Here is a 16,629-nt window from a genome sequence, read left to right as displayed (position 1 = left end):
ATGAAAGCCATTATAATCATTGCAGGCTCTGAATTTGTTCAAGGAAGAAAGCAAGATAAAAACGGCTTATTTATAGCAAAAAATCTTTTTGAAAGAGGTGTCGACGTTCAAGGTATAATCATCTCTCCAGACTCTCACTATGAATTACTAAATTATATAAAGTTTGCTTTAGATAGGGCTGATTTAGTTTTTATTTCCGGTGGACTTGGACCAACAACAGATGATAACACAAGAATGGCTGTTTCAGAAGCAATAGGAGTTCCATTAATATACAACGAAGAATGGTTAAATAAATTAAAAACATATTACAAATCAAACAATGTAGAGATAACAGAAGAAAGAAAAAGCATGGCAAAGATTCCGTATGGTTCTGCCATTATTGAAAATCCGGTTGGTAGGGCGGTAGGATTTATAAAAGTTTTAGATGACATAAAAAAAGCAGTTGTAGCTCTGCCGGGTGTTCCATCAGAAATGGAGCCAATGTTTTATAAAGCACTTGAGATGCTTAATATAAATGAGAAAAAAAGATATACAAAGCTTTTTAGAGTTTTTGGAATAAAAGAGCTTGATTTAAACTATCTTCTAAATGACATGAAAGATTTAAGCTATAACTTTTCTCCAAAAGGTATTGATGTATTTTTATATGATACAACTTTAGAAAGTTTTAAAGAAAAAGAGAAAAAAATAAAAGACAGGCTTGGTACTTTCATATATGCAGAAGATAATTTAGAGATGGAAGAAGTAGTCGGTAAGCTACTTAGAGAAAATAAAAAGACTGTTGCAACGGCTGAGTCTTCTACAGGTGGATTGATAGTCTCCCGTCTTGTAAACGTACCGGGTTCTTCTGGGTATGTTTTAGGCGGAATTGTCTCTTATGTCAATGAGGTTAAAATCAATTTGTTAAAAGTAAATGAAGAAGATATTAAAAATTTTGGTGCTGTTAGTGAGCCTGTTGCAAAGCAGATGGTTGAAGGAGTTAGAAATTTAATAAATTCTGATTTGGCTGTAAGTGATACAGGGATAGCAGGTCCAACTGGCGAATCTCCGAACAAGCCTCTTGGTCTTCATTATATAGGGTTTACAGATGGTAAAGAAACAAAGGTTTATAAAGAGATTTATCAAGGGAGCAGAAATGATGTTAGATTATACATTTCTCAGTTTGCATTAAATTTAATTCGACTTTATTTAATCAGTAATAGCTAACCTCAACTCTATTTCTTCCTTTGTTTTTGGCTGCATAAAGAGCTTCATCTGCTCTTTTTATTGCATTATCCAAAGGTTCACCTATTTTTAACATTGTTACACCAATACTTACTGTCACTCTACCAATATCTTTAAAGTTATAATTCTCTATATTAGACCTTATCTTTTCAGCTACTTTTGTAGCACCATCTAAATCTGTTTCTGGTAATATGGCAAGAAATTCTTCTCCCCCCCATCTAAGAACATAATCAGATTTTCTTAAAGTCCTTCTTGCTATTTCAGCAATTGTTTTTAATGCATAATCTCCTTTGTCATGCCCATAGGTATCGTTTATTTTTTTGAAATGGTCAATATCAAATAATAATATTGAAATTGGTTTATTATTTCTTTTTGCTCTTTCTATTTCAACCTGAATTAATGTGTCAATAATAGACCTATTGAATAGTCCTGTTAATTTATCAGTAATGGCTTTCTTCTCAGCCACGTTTTTTAGTTTAATTATATTTATAATAAATATGTTAATGATAATCATGATAAATAGTAAAGATGAAATCATTATATAAAACGATTTTGAAAAAACTTTGAAAGTTGTATCTGCTTCATAAGATATTAAATAACCTATCGATATATTATTAAAACTTTTAATTAACATAAAAGTCATTAAAATAGTATTTCCGTTTATATCAATAGGATAAGAAAAAGAAACTTCTTCTCTTAATTTTTTATCTATTTCTTTTTTTGCTTTTTTGTTAATCTCAGATAGACTAAAAGAATCATTATTTTTCGTCTTAAGTATTTGATTATAAAATTTTGATTCAACAAAATAATCAGGACTTAAATCGCTTTGAATATATCCTTTATTCTCTTTTAAATTAAGGAAATCTTTTTTTATTATAAAAAGATATGACTTATTGAATGTGTTTGCTAAATCATCTGAAATTTTGTAAAATGGGACATTTAAATATACATCGCATACTCTTTTATTATTTAAAAAAATGGGATATAGATAAACTAAACTGTCAAGTAAGTTTTTGTCTATTGAAAGATAATTATTTTCATAATTTGCTATTTCAGCTATTTCTGATATTTTATCGCCATACCTGTCAAAGTTATGCATTCTTAGATAAACTGTACCATCAGGTAATGTAAATATAAATCTATCAAAACCAATTTTTCTTAAAAATCTATAATCATCATAAAAAGTATTCAATATTGCGCTTCTTTTCGAAAAATCTCCACAATATTTAATAACCGAACTATTTTTTATTCTTGTGTTATAAAATAATTCCGAAGCTTTATCATAAGTTCTCTTGGTAATTAGGAATTCAGATTTTAATTGATTGATTTTGTCGTTAAGATAAATATTTTCTTTGTTTTTTTTGTCTAAATATAAAAGAAATATAAGAGCTAAGTATATGATAATATTTCCTATAATAAGTGCTATTTTTTCTTTGTTCTTTTTCATCTATAATATTTTAAACTAATATTTTTCTAATAAAAATACAATGAGGTTTTAAAAATGCAAGAAAAAAAGCTTTGGGGTGGAAGATTTTCTGAAAGCACAGATGCTTTTGTAGAAGAGTTTACAGAAAGTATATCTTTTGATAAAGAGCTTGCTTTATATGATATAAAAGGAAGCATGGCCCATGCAAAGATGCTTGGAAAGCAGGGGATTATTCCACAAGAAGATGCTGAAAAGATAGTAAAAGGCTTACAAGATATAGAACAAGAAATAAAAGAAAATAAATTTGTTTGGAAGAAAGAGCTTGAAGATGTTCATATGAATATAGAAAAAGCTTTAACAGATAAGATTGGAAAGGCAGGTGGAAAGCTTCATACTGGAAGGTCAAGAAATGATCAAGTTATTACAGCTTTTAGGCTTTATTTAAAAGAAAATACACAGGATATAATAAATCTTTTAGAAGACTTGCAAAGAAAACTGTTAGAAAAAGCAAAAGAATATATTGATGTTGTAATGCCGGCTTATACTCATCTTCAAAGGGCACAGCCAATAAGGGCAGCTCATTACTTTTTAGCATACTTAGAGATGTTTCAAAGAGACAAAGAAAGATTTATTGATAATCTAAAAAGAATTGATATGCTACCGCTTGGTAGTGGAGCTGTTGCCGGCGTAGATTTTCCAATTGATAGAGAGTATGTAGCAAAAGAGCTTGGATTTAGTCAGATTATGAGAAACTCTATTGATGCAACAAGTAGCAGGGATTTTGCTTTGGAGTTTTTATCTAACTGTGCAATCTGTATGGCTAATATGTCAAGATTTAGTGAAGATATGATAATATACTCATCTTCTGAATTTTCTTTTGTAGAGCTTCCTGATAAATTAACAACAGGTTCATCAATAATGCCCCAGAAAAAAAATCCGGATGTGCTGGAGCTAATCAGAGGAAAAACTGGACGAGTTTATGGAAATTTGATTTCTCTTTTAACAGTAGTAAAAGGTTTACCCCTTGCCTACAACAGAGACTTGCAAGAGGATAAGGGGCCAGTTTTTGATAGTGTAAAAACGATAAAAGGTTCAATAATAGGAATTACAAAGATAGTTGAAGGTTTAAAATTAAATAGAGAAAAAACACAGCTTGCAGCAGGTGGTTTTGCACTTGCAACAGACTTAGCTAACTACTTAGCTGAAAAAGGCGTACCATTTAGACAAGCTCATCATATTGTAGGAAGTATAGTTGGATATTTAGTAAATCAAGGAAGAGAGCTTGAAAGTATAACCTTGGAAGAGTTGAAACAGTTCAGCCATCTCTTTGAAGAAGATGCTTTGAAACTTTTATCTCCTTTTGTAGTGGCAGATAGAAGAAAATCTTTTGGTGGAACGGCTAAAGAACAGATTTTATCTCAAATAGAATATTGGGATAAAATACTAAACAAATGATTATTTTTATTGGATTATATTTACTATCTCTTGTAATTATAGCTTTAGTATCAAAGAGACTTATATCTTCTGAGAAAGATTATCTTCTTGCAGGTAGGTCGCTGCCTCTTTCTTTGTCTGTTTTTGCATTATTTGCAACATGGTTTGGCTCAGAAACCATTCTTGGAGCAACTCAGGAAGTTTTAGAAGGTGGATTTATAAAAGTAATAGAAGAGCCTTTTGGTGCTGCCCTATGTTTAATTTTGGCTGGACTGTTTATTGTTAAGCCATTGTATAGAATGAATCTTTTAACTTTTGGAGATTTTTTTAAAGTAAAGTATGGTGAGAAAGTAGAAGTTTTAGCATCGTTTTTTTTGATAATTTCTTACTTTGGATGGATAGCTGCTCAGTACGTAGCTTTTGGATTGGTCTTAAAAACTATCACAGGTTTAAATTTAGAAATATCAATATTTATAGCTTTTTTGATCTCACTTTTTATGACATTTTTTGGTGGTATGTGGTCTGTTGCTTTAACAGACTTTATTCAAACAATTGTAATTCTTATAAGCATCTTTTTTATTTTTGGAGAAATTTTAATCAAAGCAGGCGGAATACAAGCCTTAGAAAAAATACCAACAAGCTACTTTAAAATCTTACCGGAGTTAGACATAAAAAGTATAATTCTATACATAGTTGCATGGATTACTATTGGACTTGGATCTCTACCGGGACAAGACCTTTTTCAGCGTTTTATGTCATCTAAATCTGAGGATGCAGCTTATAAGTCTTCAATAATAGCCGGATTTATGTATCTTACAGTTGCAGTAATTCCGCTAATTACCGTTTTAGTCATATACTTTAATTTTGGTTTTAAAACAGATAATACTTTGCTTGATTATGTATATTTAAATACTTCTCCAATTACAAAGTATCTATTTTTTGCAGGTCTTTTATCTGCTGTATTAAGTACGGCAACAGCTGCAATTTTAGCACCATCGGCATTGTTAAGCGAAAACATTATAAAAAAATTTTTTAATCATTTATCCGACTTAGCTTTGTTAAATATAACAAGATTGTCGGTCTTTCTGGTTGCGTTAATATCTCTTTTGATAGCATACTCCGGTGAAACGATTTACAACTTGGTAGGGTTATCGTCTGTTTTAACTCTCGTGTCGTTGTTTGCTCCGTTTATATTCGGACTGTATTGGAAAAAGGCAAATTCAAAAGGAGCCTTAGCGTCAATGGTTTTGGGGTTTTTGGTATGGTTTATCTTTTATTTTTTTCTTAGAGAAGAAGAGCTTGGTATTTTCTTTGGTTTTATTGTAAATATTTTAGCTATGGTAGTTTTTTCTTTAATCAAGATTTAACAGATATAACTTTATTATCATACTCAACCATAGCTCTTCTTCCGCAATTCTTACATTTAACATCATCAAAACCATAACCATTGATTACTAAAATCACTTTCTTGTTTTCTTCACCACACTTGCATAAGAAGCTTACTTCTTTAAAGTCAACCTCTAATTTTTCTAAAGTTTTCATCTTAAACACCTCCTATAGTTTTACTATTAATATACACAGAGGGTGTTAAGGGAATATGAAGGTTTGGTTAAGATTATGTAAATTAAGATGTTGTGTTATGTCATCTGTTCTTAAGACGATTTCAGAATATTGTTTTTGATTGCTGCTATATTAGGATACTTAGGCTAAGAAATTCAAAATATTACAGATTTTTTGCTACAGCTGCAGGATGTTAAAAGTGAGAAAGTAAAATAGTTTAATGGATGTTGGGAGCAATTCATGAATTGCCCGTACGTAAAGGTGAGGGCGAGAAATTAGACGTCTGTTTAATTTGCTGCCAATTAATCTTCACTCATTTTGAAGACTTTAGTCTGAAGGATATCTTTTTAGTTTTAATGAAAATTTCCAATTTCTAATTCAAGATATGAGACAAAATTGTGTAAGATTAATGAAATAAGGGGCAGACACGATGGTCTACCCATACAAATTTCGGAATTAAATTATTTTATTTTTTCCGGGGATTTTTCATAGTTTGAATCAAAGAATTTCAAAAATTCATCTGTTTTATCTAACTCTGGCTTTCCATAAAGTACAGCTTGTTTGTCTAAGATTAATGAATAATTTTTAGCCTTTGCGAAAGCATCTAAATTCTTTTGAACAAGGTTCATAAATTGACCTAAAAGTTCATCCCTTCTTTTTAAAACCTCTTGTTGCTTCTGTATAGCAAAAGCCTGGAACTCTTCTTGAGACTTTTGGTCTTGTTTTAATGTTTTTTGCTTGGCTTCAATTTCAGCCTGTGCTTTCTTTCCAGCTTCTTCTAAAAGCTTCTGTGCATCTTTACCGGCTTTTGAATTATTAACGATTGTTGGTGTATCGATAAACACAATATCTGCTGCTTTTGCTAACGTAAAAGTTAGCATTAAAAACCCTGCTACAGCCAATGATAAAAGCTTCTTCATAAATTCCTCCTATATTAAAAATTATTCGATCGTACATATACACTGCGGTCTTTTAATTCTAAGTGCTAAAATTTCAAAAACACGGAAATAATGATCCATATTATCATAGTTTAAATATGATGTTATCATGTCCTGAGATATAAATAGGTCTAAATTTTCAATTCCGGTTGATACAACAACGGCCGTAAATTGTGGTATAACCGGCGTTGTAAATACTCCAACATCAAATAGTTTTTTGATCTGGTCTATTTCAAGAATACCGCTATTTCCATACAATCTATTTAGCATTGCATAATCTTGAGGATTTAGAACCAAAGCAAAGTTATTATAAAATCCATTTTCATTTAATTTAACGATAGCATTTAGTATATCTTTAAAAGCTTCTCCTGTTTGATTCCAGTCAGAGATTGATATCGAATTTTTACCTTCAACGTTTAATAATCCCGGAAAACCTGTTTCAATATCTCCATGGAAGATTAATCTATCTTCTGCAATAGCTACCTGAGATGCAGCTGCAGCAGCAACGCTAAAATCAATTGGAATATTAAACTTTTTAGATGATTCTACATCTCTCCAATGAATTTTAAAATCTTTGTAAATAATTGGCAGAGGAAGTATTTTTCTTTCTTTAACTTTTACAACACCACAATCTACTTCACCAAAAAGACCACAAGCTCCGGAATTTCCATCTTCTATATAATCATATGGAACAAATTGAACAGACGGATCATATGGTCCTGAGATTTCTATAAATCTTCTTCCTACTAAAACTCTTTTTGCTGTTTCAACTACTACTTTATCAATCTTTTCCCAATCGCTTTCTGATAAAGGAGCTTCATTTCTTTTTAAAAATTCCATAGCTTTCCTCCAATATGAATGTAATTATAGCATAAATTTATACATGAAATTTTACCTTGTCAAATTTTAGTATGTGAAATATATTATTTATCCCACAGCCTTGAGGTGGTTCGCGGTAGCTTTTAAGCTACTGAGGAAAGTCCGGACTCCAAAGGGCAGGGAGCTGCCGAAAGGCAGGTAGGGGTAACCTTACAGATAGGGCCACAGAAAACAAACCGCCAATCCGCACACCTTTTTAGGTGTGGTCATGGAGGCAAGGGTGAAAAAGTGGGGTAAGAGCCCACTACCTGCAGTGGCGACATTGCAGGTTGGCAACCCTCTCCCGGAGCAATCCCAAGTAGGAAGGCGCTATTAGGCTTGCCCGGCTGATGCCTTCGGGTTGGGAGCTTAGATAAATGACCACTAAAACAGAATCCGGCTTACTCCAAGGCTGTGGGATTTAAAAGTGAGAGAGTGAGAAGTGAGTAAGTGAGGAGATATTAATATTTTCTTTTTTTATGCATTACTTTATAATCCAAGAGTTTTAGTCCAAAGGATCTTACTTTTTTTAACTCTTGAGTCCTGTTGATGTAAAATTATTAAAAAACTTTGGAGACAGCATGAAAATATACATAATTACTATATTTCCAGATTATTTTGAATGTTTTAAAAATTATGGAGTTGTAAATAAAGCTATAAAAAGCGGACTTGTTGAGATAAACACTATAAATCTTAGAGATTTTACATCAGATAAGCACAAAACAGTTGATGACGTTGTTTATGGTGGTGGTCCCGGTATGCTTTTAAAGCCAGAACCTATATTTAAAGCATTTGACTATATAAAAAATATATCCAAAAATCCTTATACTATAATAACCGAGCCATGGGGAAAAACTTTTAATCAAGAGATGGCAAGAAAATTGGCAGAAAAAGAAGAGCTTGTAATAATTTGTGGAAGGTATGAGGGGGTTGATGAAAGAGTTAAAACGTTAGTAGATGAGGAAATATCTATCGGTGATTATATTTTATCGGGTGGAGAGCCGGCTACATTGGTTATTATGGATAGTGTTATTAGATTGCTTCCGGGTGTTTTATCTGATGACGAAAGTAAGGAAGTAGATTCTTTCAGTGATGGACTGCTTGGATACCCTAACTACACAAGACCGGCTGAATTTAGAGGTATGAAAGTCCCGGAAGTTTTACTATCCGGTAATCATAAATTGATAGAAAAATGGAGGAGGTTTCAAAAACTAAAAAGAACTTACAAAAATAGACCAGATTTATTAGAAAAAGCAAAATTATCTGTTGAAGATAAACAGTTATTAAAGTATATTATAGAAGGTAAAGAATTTGAAGATTTGATTAAAGAGGGAAAAATTGCTTAGTTTTGAAAAACCACCAATAGATATTCTTGAAGACGAGGAAAAGTATATAGTAATAATAGATTTGCCCGGATGTAAAAGAGAAGATATAGAAATAACAGGTGATGAAAAAACTTTAAAAATCAGAGCTCTTAAAAGTATAAACCTGCCGGGAAAGTATGTTTTAATGGAACGTTTCACAGGAATTGTCAAAAGAAGTATCAGATTTCCGCAATATATAGATATCTCAAAAGGCAAGGCAGTTTATGAAAACGGCTGCTTGGTTATCTATATACCAAAAGCAAAAAATCAGTTTATAATAGATGCTATTTGCAAAATTTCAATTTTTTAAAAAACTGCAGGAGGTTTGAATGGGTCCATTTGAAGATAAATTAGATTTACTTGAACTACCATCAACATACCCACTTATTCCCACAAGAGATGTTATAGTTTTTCCTTATATGGTATTTCCACTTTTTATAGGAAGACCATTTTCAATTAAGGCAGTAGAAGAAGCACTTGATAATAATCAAAGATACATCTTTCTCTCTCTTCAGAAAGACAAAGAAAAAGAAATTCCGACAAAAAAAGACATTCATGAGATAGGTGTCGTTGCCACAATTATCAGAATGATGAAACTTGAAGATAATCGTATTAAAATCCTTGTCCAAGGTGTTTCAAGAGGAAGAATAAAAGAATTAAAAAAAGTAGATGACTACTATCAGGTGGGAGTTGAAATCATAGAAGACCCGGAAGTAGAAGAAACGTTAGAAGTTCAAGCGCTTAAACATTCACTAAAAGATTTATTGGACAAGGCTATTTCGCTTGGCAAGCAGATAGTACCAGATTTAGTTGAGATAATAAAATCGGTAGAAGAGCCGGGAAGACTTGCCGATTTGGTTGCATCTATACTTGATATAAAAGCAGAAGAAGCCCAGCAGATTTTAGAAATCTTAGACCCTGTTGAAAGATTAAGAGTTGTTCATGATAAATTCTTAAAAGAAGTAGGAATATTAGAGCTTCAGCAAAAAATCAGAATATCTGCAAGAGAAGCCATTGAAAAAGACCAAAGAGAATACTTTTTAAGACAGCAAATAAAAGCAATTCAAGAAGAGCTTGGCGAAAGAGATGAAAAGCAGGAAGAAATAGAAAACTACAAAAAGAAAATAGAAGAATCCGGAATGCCGGACGAAATAAAGGAAGAAGCTTTAAAACAGCTTAAAAGACTTGAAAAAATGCATCCAGATTCAGCAGAAGCAGGTGTTATTAGAACTTATCTTGATTGGCTTGTAGAACTTCCATGGAATAAAAGAACAAAAGACAGACTTGACCTTAAAATTGCTAAGAAAATCCTTGATGAAGACCATTATGACTTAGAGAAAATAAAAGAAAGAATTTTAGAGTATTTAGCTGTATTAAAACTTAAAAAAGAAAGCTCAAAGGATAAATCTATAAAAGGACCTATATTATGCTTTGTTGGACCGCCGGGTGTGGGTAAAACTTCACTTGGAAGGTCTATTGCAAAAGCATTAAATAGAAAATTTGTTAGAATATCTCTTGGTGGAGTAAGAGACGAAGCAGAAATAAGAGGTCATAGAAGAACGTATGTTGGAGCGATGCCCGGAAAAATCATTCAGGCAATAAAACAAGCCAGAACAAAAAACCCGGTAATAATGTTAGACGAAGTAGATAAAATCGGCTTAGATTTTAGAGGAGACCCAACGGCGGCACTTTTGGAAGTCTTAGACCCGGAGCAGAATAAAGAGTTTATAGACCATTACCTTGGCGTTCCTTTTGATTTGTCAGAAGTGATGTTTATTTGCACAGCAAACAGATTAGATACCATTCCAAGACCTTTATTAGACAGAATGGAGGTTATAAGACTTTCAGGTTATTCAGAAGAAGAAAAATTGCATATTGCTAAAAAATATCTAATTCCTAAGCAATTAAAAGAAAACGGCTTAGATGAGAAAACAGTAGAATTTTCAGATAAAGCAATCACATTCTTAATTAGAGGCTATACAAGAGAGGCAGGCGTTAGAAACCTTGAAAGACAAATAGGTTCTATCATTAGAAAAATAGCTAAAAAAATAATAGAAACTGGAAAGAAAAGGAAATATAAAATTACTCCAAGCTTGATTAAAAAATTCTTAGGAGCACCAATTTACTCAACAGAGAAAGAAGAAAAAGATGAAGTTGGCGTTGTCACAGGATTAGCTTGGACTGAAGTTGGCGGAGAAATTCTTAAAATAGAAGTAACAAAGATGGACGGAAAAGGCAATTTAGTTCTTACAGGTTCACTTGGTGATGTGATGAAAGAATCTGCAAGAATTGCATTCTCTTATGTAAAATCTAAAGCTAAAGAGCTTGGAATTGACCCGGAAGAATTTGGTAAATACGATTTACATATTCACGTGCCTGCGGGAGCTATTCCAAAAGATGGACCATCGGCAGGTATAGCAATTACAACAGGCATTGCATCTGTATTTACAAACAGACCTGTAAGGTCGGATGTTGCAATGACAGGAGAAATCACATTAAGAGGAAAAGTTTTACCTGTTGGTGGACTAAAAGAGAAGATTCTGGCGGCAAAAAGAGCCGGAATAAAAACAGTAATTTTACCGAAAGACAACAAAGAAGAAGTCATGTCTGACCTTCCACCATATGTCAGAAAATCAATGAATTTAATTTTTGTAGACCATATTGATGAAGTTTTCAAAATCGCATTAAGAGAGGAGAAAAAAGAAGTTGAAAATCAGGAAAGCGAAAGTTAAAGATGCGACCGAAATTTTCAAAATCTTACAGCATTTTGCATTAAAAGAAGTTTTACTACCAAGAAGTTTAAACAGTATATATGAAAATATACGAGATTTTTTTGTGTGTGAAGTAGATGGTAAGATTGTTGGCGTTGGGTCATTGCATGTATACTGGGAAGATTTGGCGGAGATAAAATCTTTGGCTGTAAAAGAAGAGTATCAGCATCTTGGAATAGGTAGAAGCATAGTCCAAGAGTGTTTAAATGAAGCCAAAGAGCTTGGTATAAAAAGAGTTTTTGCTTTAACTTACGTTCCTGATTTTTTTAAAAAGATTGGATTTGAGATTACAGATAAATCTAACTTTCCGCAAAAAGTCTGGACTGAATGCATTCATTGTGTAAAATTTAATGATTGTCATGAAATTCCTGTATCTATAAATTTGGAGTAAAAATGAAGCATATATATCTTTGCAGACATGGTGAAAGTGAATACAACGCAAAAAAGATAGTTCAAGGACATATAGACACAGATTTAACAGAAAATGGAATATTACAAGCTAAAAAACTTGGTCATTTCTTGAAAGATAAAGGAATAAAAAAAGTAATATCTTCTGATTTAAAAAGAGCCTTCAAAACAGCACAGATTGTAGCAGAAATTTTAGAAGTAAATCATGAAGTTGACCCAAGAATTAGAGAGATGCACTTTGGCACATGGGAAGGCTTAAGTTATGATTGGATTTATCAAAACGCAAAAGAACATTTTGATAACTGGTTAGCAAATCCTGTAAAACATCCTTTGCCAAAGCAAGAAAGCATAGAATCTTTTGAAAAAAGGCTAAAGCTATTTTTTGAAGATGTAAGAAACCACAATGAAGACAATATCTTAGTAGTTGGGCATGGTGGTTCAATACAGGGCTTACTTTGCATATCTATGAATCTTTCCATGGAGCATCTTTGGAAATTTAGACATAATAATACCGGATTATCGCTAATTTTATCTGATAAAAATAACACAAATGTTAAATTCATAAATATGGCTTACCATCTTGAAAATTCTTTAGAAGGTGGTATTATAACTTTATGATTTTTTGGGAGGTACAAACATGGATAATGTAGTTGTTTTTGAAAATAAGAATAAACCATCGTATTTAGAAGCAGGTTTATTTGTTGGTGTCATTTTAGCATTATTAGGATTATCTGTTTTCTTAGCTTTATCGTCAGGAAAGGTTAGTAACGTTCTTGTGTTTCAAATTGCCGGCTTTATTTATGGTTTATCAGCATTGATGTATATTTTTCAGTTTTTCTTTAAAAATGAAAATATCGGTAAGGTTGGTACATTACTTGCATTTGCCGGATGGTTAACACAAACAATAGGATTGTTTATAAGAGGTTTAGAATCTTATAATATGGGTATTTTCCATCCACCTTGGACAAACCTTTATGAATCTTTAATGTTTTTCCCGTGGCTTGCAGTTGGACTGTATTTATACATTGAGAGAGAATACAAAACAAGAACTATTGGAACATTTTTCATGCCGATCGTTGCATTTTTGGTTATCTGGGGTCATAAGTTTAATACTGATATAAATCCGTTGGTGCCTGCTTTAAGAAGCTATTGGCTCTACCTTCATGTCCTTGCATCGTTTGTAGGTTATGCAGGTTTTACAGTAGCATTTGGTGCATCTTTTGCTTATCTACTTAAAGAAGCTCAAGTTAAAAACAAACCGGTAAATACGTATCATTATGTAGGATTTATTTTAAGCTTAATCTTAACGGGGATTTTTGGATATCTTACTTTAACCGGTGCTAAGGATATTAAAACAATGATTTTTGGAATTATCTTTATCATCACTCTTATAACTTTAATTTATTTTGCTGTATATGTCCTAAAACCCATAGCCAATAAACTTCCATCTGAAAATTTACTTTCAGAGATTGCTTTTAAAGCAGTTGCTATCTCTTTTCCTGTATGGACTGCATCTATAATGCTTGGCGGTGCATGGGCAAATGAGGCTTGGGGTAGTTATTGGAGCTGGGACCCTAAGGAAACTTGGGCTTTAATAGTTTGGTTATTCTTTGCAGCATACATACACGGAAGAACTATCGGAAAATGGAAAGGTGAGACTTCTGCATGGATAGTGGTAGCAGGCTTTATAATGCTTTTAATCTGTTATTTTGGAGTAAACTTATACTTCCCTGGCTTACATAGTTATGCTACAGAGTAAGAAGAAATTATAAATTTAGCTATGTTCCTTCGGATATCCGAAGGATTTTTTTTATTTCTGATTACTGAAACACAATCATCTATGTCATCTATCGGCACAGTTAATAAATTCATTATTTCAGGTTTTTTAAATATTTTCCAAACATTTTCAAACTAACGAAGCCATACAAATTCTTGACTTTCTTACAATTAAAATGCATATTAATACAAAACAAAAAAGCGAGTGCCTAAATGCATAATTTTTCAGTTGAACAAGTTTTATCAATTTTAAAAACAGATATTAATGGTTTATCACAAGAAGAAGCAAAAGAAAGATTAAAGATATATGGACCCAACGAAATAGAAGAAAAAGAAGAAAGTAAGTTAAAGATCTTTCTTAGGCAGTTTACAAGTCCTTTTATAATCATACTTATGGTAGCTGGTTTATTGGCTTTTTTCTTAGGAGACTTAAAAGATGGCTTAGTCGTTTATGGACTTTTGCTTATAAATGGATTTATAGGTTTTTATCAAGAAATAAAAGCCCTTGCTTCAGTAAAAGCGTTGAAAAGCCTAACTTTACCTACTATAAGAGTGTTAAGAGATGGTAAAGAGATTGAAATAAATATAAAAGAATTGGTTCCGGGGGATATAGTTTTACTTTTTGAGGGAGATGTTATACCTGCAGATATTAGATTGATAGAATCGGTTGGTCTCATGGTAGATGAAGCTATTTTAACCGGTGAATCAATTCCTGTTGAAAAAAATGCCGGCGTTATTCTTAATCAAGATGCACCTGTTCATGAGAGAGTAAATATCTTATTCAAAGGAACAACCATAGTTAGGGGAAAAGCTATTGGTGTTGTTTTTGCTACAGGAGAAAACACAGAGCTGGGAAAGATTGCAAAAAGAATGCAAGAGAAGCCGCCAGAAAGTCCATTAACAAAAGCATTGGGAGATTTTGGAAAAAAATGGATATTCGTATTAATCTTAATTTTAACTTTTCTTGTAATTATTGGAATTTTGCAAGGCAGAGAAGCTAAAAGTCTTGTATTTTTTGCAATTGCACAGTTAGTTTCTGCTGTTCCGGAAGGATTGCCAATAGTTGTAACGATTGCCTTGGTTGTTGGTGCTATCAGATTATCAAAAGAGAAAGTTCTTGTAAAACATTTACCAGCAGTTGAAACTCTTGGTAGTGCAACGTATATATGTTCGGATAAAACCGGAACCATAACAGTTGGAAAGCTTAGAGTAGAAGATTATGTGCCTTATGATAAGGAAAAACTTTATTTAGCTGCTGCGTTATGTAATGATGCTGAAATTTATGATGGAAAAGAAAAAGGAGACCCATTAGAAATTTCTTTACTTTACTGGTTAGAAAAGGAAGGGATAGATTGGAATAATTTAAAAAATAAGTATGAAAAAATATGGGAGCATCCTTTTGATACAAAGCTAAGACTTATGGCTGTCGTGGTTAAATCAGATGTGGGTATAGAACTATACATAAAAGGAGCTTTGGAAAGCCTATCTACCATGTGTGAATCTACTTGCCCTGAAGAAGTTTTTAAAAACCATGATAAATTAGCTGAAGAGGGATTGAGGGTTTTAGCTTTTGGATATGCTAAGCTTGATAAAGTTCCAGAAAGCATAAAAGATGTAAAAATAAACTTAGTAGGTCTTGTCGGATTTTTAGACCCACCAAAAGAAGGGGTAAAAGAATCTGTTGAGATGGCAAAAAATGCAGGTATTAAAGTAATTATGATTACAGGAGATAACCTTTTAACTGCCAAAGCGATAGCTAAAATGGTAGGTATATTTTCTGATGGAGATATAGCCATCGAAGGAAAAGACCTTGAAAAATACTCAGATGAAGAGCTTTATCAACATTTAAAAAATATAACAGTAGTAGCAAGAGCTACACCGGAGGATAAATATCGTATAGTAAAAGTTTTACAATCAAATAAAGAAATTGTAGCGGTTACCGGGGATGGAGTTAATGATGTTCCGGCTTTAAGAGTTGCAGACCTGGGAGTCACTATGGGTTCCGGTTCACAGGCAGCCAAAGATGCAGCAAAAATGATTATAACTGACAACAATCTTTCCATTATCATTAACGCAGTAAAAAGCGGAAGGCTTATAACAAAAAATATTTCAAAAGTAATAAGATACTTATTATCAACAAACCTATTTGAACTTACTTATAACTCCTTAGCAGTATTAATGGGTTTACCGCTACCACTATACGCTACTCAAATACTTTGGATCAACTTAGTAACAGATGGCGTTCAAGATAAAGCCTATCCTTTTACAAAGTATGAAGGCGACCCAATGAAGGAAAAACCCAAAAGACCAGAAAAAGCATTCACCGGAAAAGAGCAATTTATAAAGGTTGCTTATAATGGTCTGATAATGGGAATTTCTCATTTCTTTTTGTTCAAATATTTGTTAAATATATATTCTTATGAAGTTGCTTTAACTATAAGTTTTACATCGGCTGTAATTTCTCAATGGTCAGTTGGAATACAAGAAATAGGAGAAAAGCCATTTTTTAAAAATCCTATTGAGTATATAAAGCTAAATCCATACATCTATTTAGGAATCTTTATTGGAGCTATTCTACAAATAATTGCAATTAGCTTAATACCGCACTATTTCCATGCTGTCAAACTTACAATGAATGAATTAATGTATATTTTTATAATCCCTTTTATAACATTTATTATGATAGAGTTAAGAAAATGGATTAGCTATTTAAAGTCAGGCAAATAAATTTTTTAATTTTAATGGGCTGAAGAATATGAAAGAACATCGTAAAAAATTAATCGAATGGAGCTTTGCATTGACGTTTTCTTATACTAATAAATATACCTTGGTGAGAAATTAGTGGTTTTTATAGAATTTAAAAAGGAAATCCT

At 32.3% G+C, this 16,629-nt stretch carries 14 protein-coding genes and 1 other RNA gene; 11 read left to right on the top strand and 4 right to left on the bottom strand.

Annotated features, from left to right (window positions below):
- Entirely contained in the window at positions 1 to 1,203 is a 1,203-nt protein-coding gene (locus SYO3AOP1_RS00645) for a nicotinamide-nucleotide amidohydrolase family protein (RefSeq protein ID WP_012458862.1), read from the top strand.
- Here SYO3AOP1_RS00645 and SYO3AOP1_RS09115 read toward each other — a convergent pair.
- Positions 1,190 to 2,668 carry a GGDEF domain-containing protein gene (locus tag SYO3AOP1_RS09115; RefSeq protein ID WP_012458861.1) on the bottom strand — a complete coding sequence of 493 codons (1,479 nt, stop codon included), beginning with the start codon at positions 2,666 to 2,668 and terminating at the stop codon, positions 1,190 to 1,192. The two genes, SYO3AOP1_RS00645 and SYO3AOP1_RS09115, sit on opposite strands and share 14 nt — an antisense overlap.
- Positions 2,669 to 2,722: 54 nt before the next feature.
- On the opposite strand from SYO3AOP1_RS09115, the gene argH reads away from it, so the two are divergent.
- Entirely contained in the window at positions 2,723 to 4,102 is a 1,380-nt protein-coding gene (gene argH, locus SYO3AOP1_RS00635; RefSeq protein WP_012458860.1) for an argininosuccinate lyase, read from the top strand.
- Positions 4,099 to 5,448 (top strand): sodium:solute symporter family protein, encoded by a 1,350-nt coding sequence (locus SYO3AOP1_RS00630; RefSeq protein WP_012458859.1) that lies wholly within the window; start codon positions 4,099 to 4,101, stop codon positions 5,446 to 5,448. Before argH ends, SYO3AOP1_RS00630 begins: the two co-directional genes overlap by 4 nt.
- Here the strand turns inward: SYO3AOP1_RS00630 and SYO3AOP1_RS00625 are convergent.
- From SYO3AOP1_RS00625 to SYO3AOP1_RS00615, 3 genes are all read right to left on the bottom strand, one after another.
- Positions 5,438 to 5,623 (bottom strand): hypothetical protein, encoded by a 186-nt coding sequence (locus SYO3AOP1_RS00625; RefSeq protein ID WP_007547439.1) that lies wholly within the window; start codon positions 5,621 to 5,623, stop codon positions 5,438 to 5,440. The genes SYO3AOP1_RS00630 and SYO3AOP1_RS00625 overlap by 11 nt on opposite strands.
- 479 nt (positions 5,624 to 6,102) lie before the next feature.
- The gene (locus SYO3AOP1_RS00620; protein WP_012458858.1) at positions 6,103 to 6,561 is read right to left on the bottom strand and encodes an OmpH family outer membrane protein; all 459 of its coding nucleotides are present in this window, start codon (positions 6,559 to 6,561) and stop codon (positions 6,103 to 6,105) included.
- A gap of 21 nt (positions 6,562 to 6,582) precedes the next feature.
- Positions 6,583 to 7,419 carry a family 1 encapsulin nanocompartment shell protein gene (locus SYO3AOP1_RS00615; RefSeq protein ID WP_012458857.1) on the bottom strand — a complete coding sequence of 279 codons (837 nt, stop codon included), beginning with the start codon at positions 7,417 to 7,419 and terminating at the stop codon, positions 6,583 to 6,585.
- Positions 7,420 to 7,513: 94 nt separating this feature from the next.
- On the opposite strand from SYO3AOP1_RS00615, the gene rnpB reads away from it, so the two are divergent.
- From rnpB to SYO3AOP1_RS00580, 8 genes are all read left to right on the top strand, one after another.
- Positions 7,514 to 7,857, top strand: an RNA gene (gene rnpB / locus SYO3AOP1_RS09190) — RNase P RNA component class A.
- 161 nt (positions 7,858 to 8,018) lie between these two features.
- Complete coding sequence (gene trmD, locus SYO3AOP1_RS00610; protein WP_012458856.1) at positions 8,019 to 8,783, top strand: tRNA (guanosine(37)-N1)-methyltransferase TrmD; 765 nt, start codon at positions 8,019 to 8,021, stop codon at positions 8,781 to 8,783.
- Positions 8,776 to 9,111, top strand: a complete 336-nt coding sequence (locus SYO3AOP1_RS00605) for an Hsp20/alpha crystallin family protein (protein ID WP_012458855.1) — start codon at positions 8,776 to 8,778, stop codon at positions 9,109 to 9,111. Before trmD ends, SYO3AOP1_RS00605 begins: the two co-directional genes overlap by 8 nt.
- Positions 9,112 to 9,130: 19 nt before the next feature.
- On the top strand, positions 9,131 to 11,533 hold the full coding sequence (gene lon, locus SYO3AOP1_RS00600) for an endopeptidase La (protein ID WP_012458854.1): 2,403 nt from the start codon (positions 9,131 to 9,133) through the stop codon (positions 11,531 to 11,533).
- Entirely contained in the window at positions 11,508 to 11,963 is a 456-nt protein-coding gene (locus tag SYO3AOP1_RS00595) for an N-acetyltransferase (protein ID WP_012458853.1), read from the top strand. The genes lon and SYO3AOP1_RS00595 overlap by 26 nt, the downstream gene beginning before the upstream one ends.
- 2 nt (positions 11,964 to 11,965) lie before the next feature.
- Positions 11,966 to 12,598, top strand: coding sequence for a histidine phosphatase family protein (locus tag SYO3AOP1_RS00590; protein ID WP_012458852.1), 633 nt, complete (start codon positions 11,966 to 11,968; stop codon positions 12,596 to 12,598).
- Between the two features lie 19 nt (positions 12,599 to 12,617).
- A complete protein-coding gene (ccsB, locus tag SYO3AOP1_RS00585; RefSeq protein ID WP_012458851.1) occupies positions 12,618 to 13,739 on the top strand; it encodes a c-type cytochrome biogenesis protein CcsB in 1,122 nt (373 codons plus the stop codon).
- A gap of 230 nt (positions 13,740 to 13,969) precedes the next feature.
- Positions 13,970 to 16,483: a cation-transporting P-type ATPase gene (locus SYO3AOP1_RS00580; protein ID WP_012458850.1), complete on the top strand. Its 2,514-nt coding sequence runs from the start codon at positions 13,970 to 13,972 to the stop codon at positions 16,481 to 16,483.
- The last annotated feature ends 146 nt before the right edge of the window (positions 16,484 to 16,629 follow it).

Origin of the sequence: Sulfurihydrogenibium sp. YO3AOP1 (assembly GCF_000020325.1) — a bacterium.
Taxonomy (GTDB): Bacteria; Aquificota; Aquificia; order Aquificales; family Hydrogenothermaceae; genus Sulfurihydrogenibium.
This window is presented reverse-complemented; position numbering and strand designations above follow the sequence as displayed.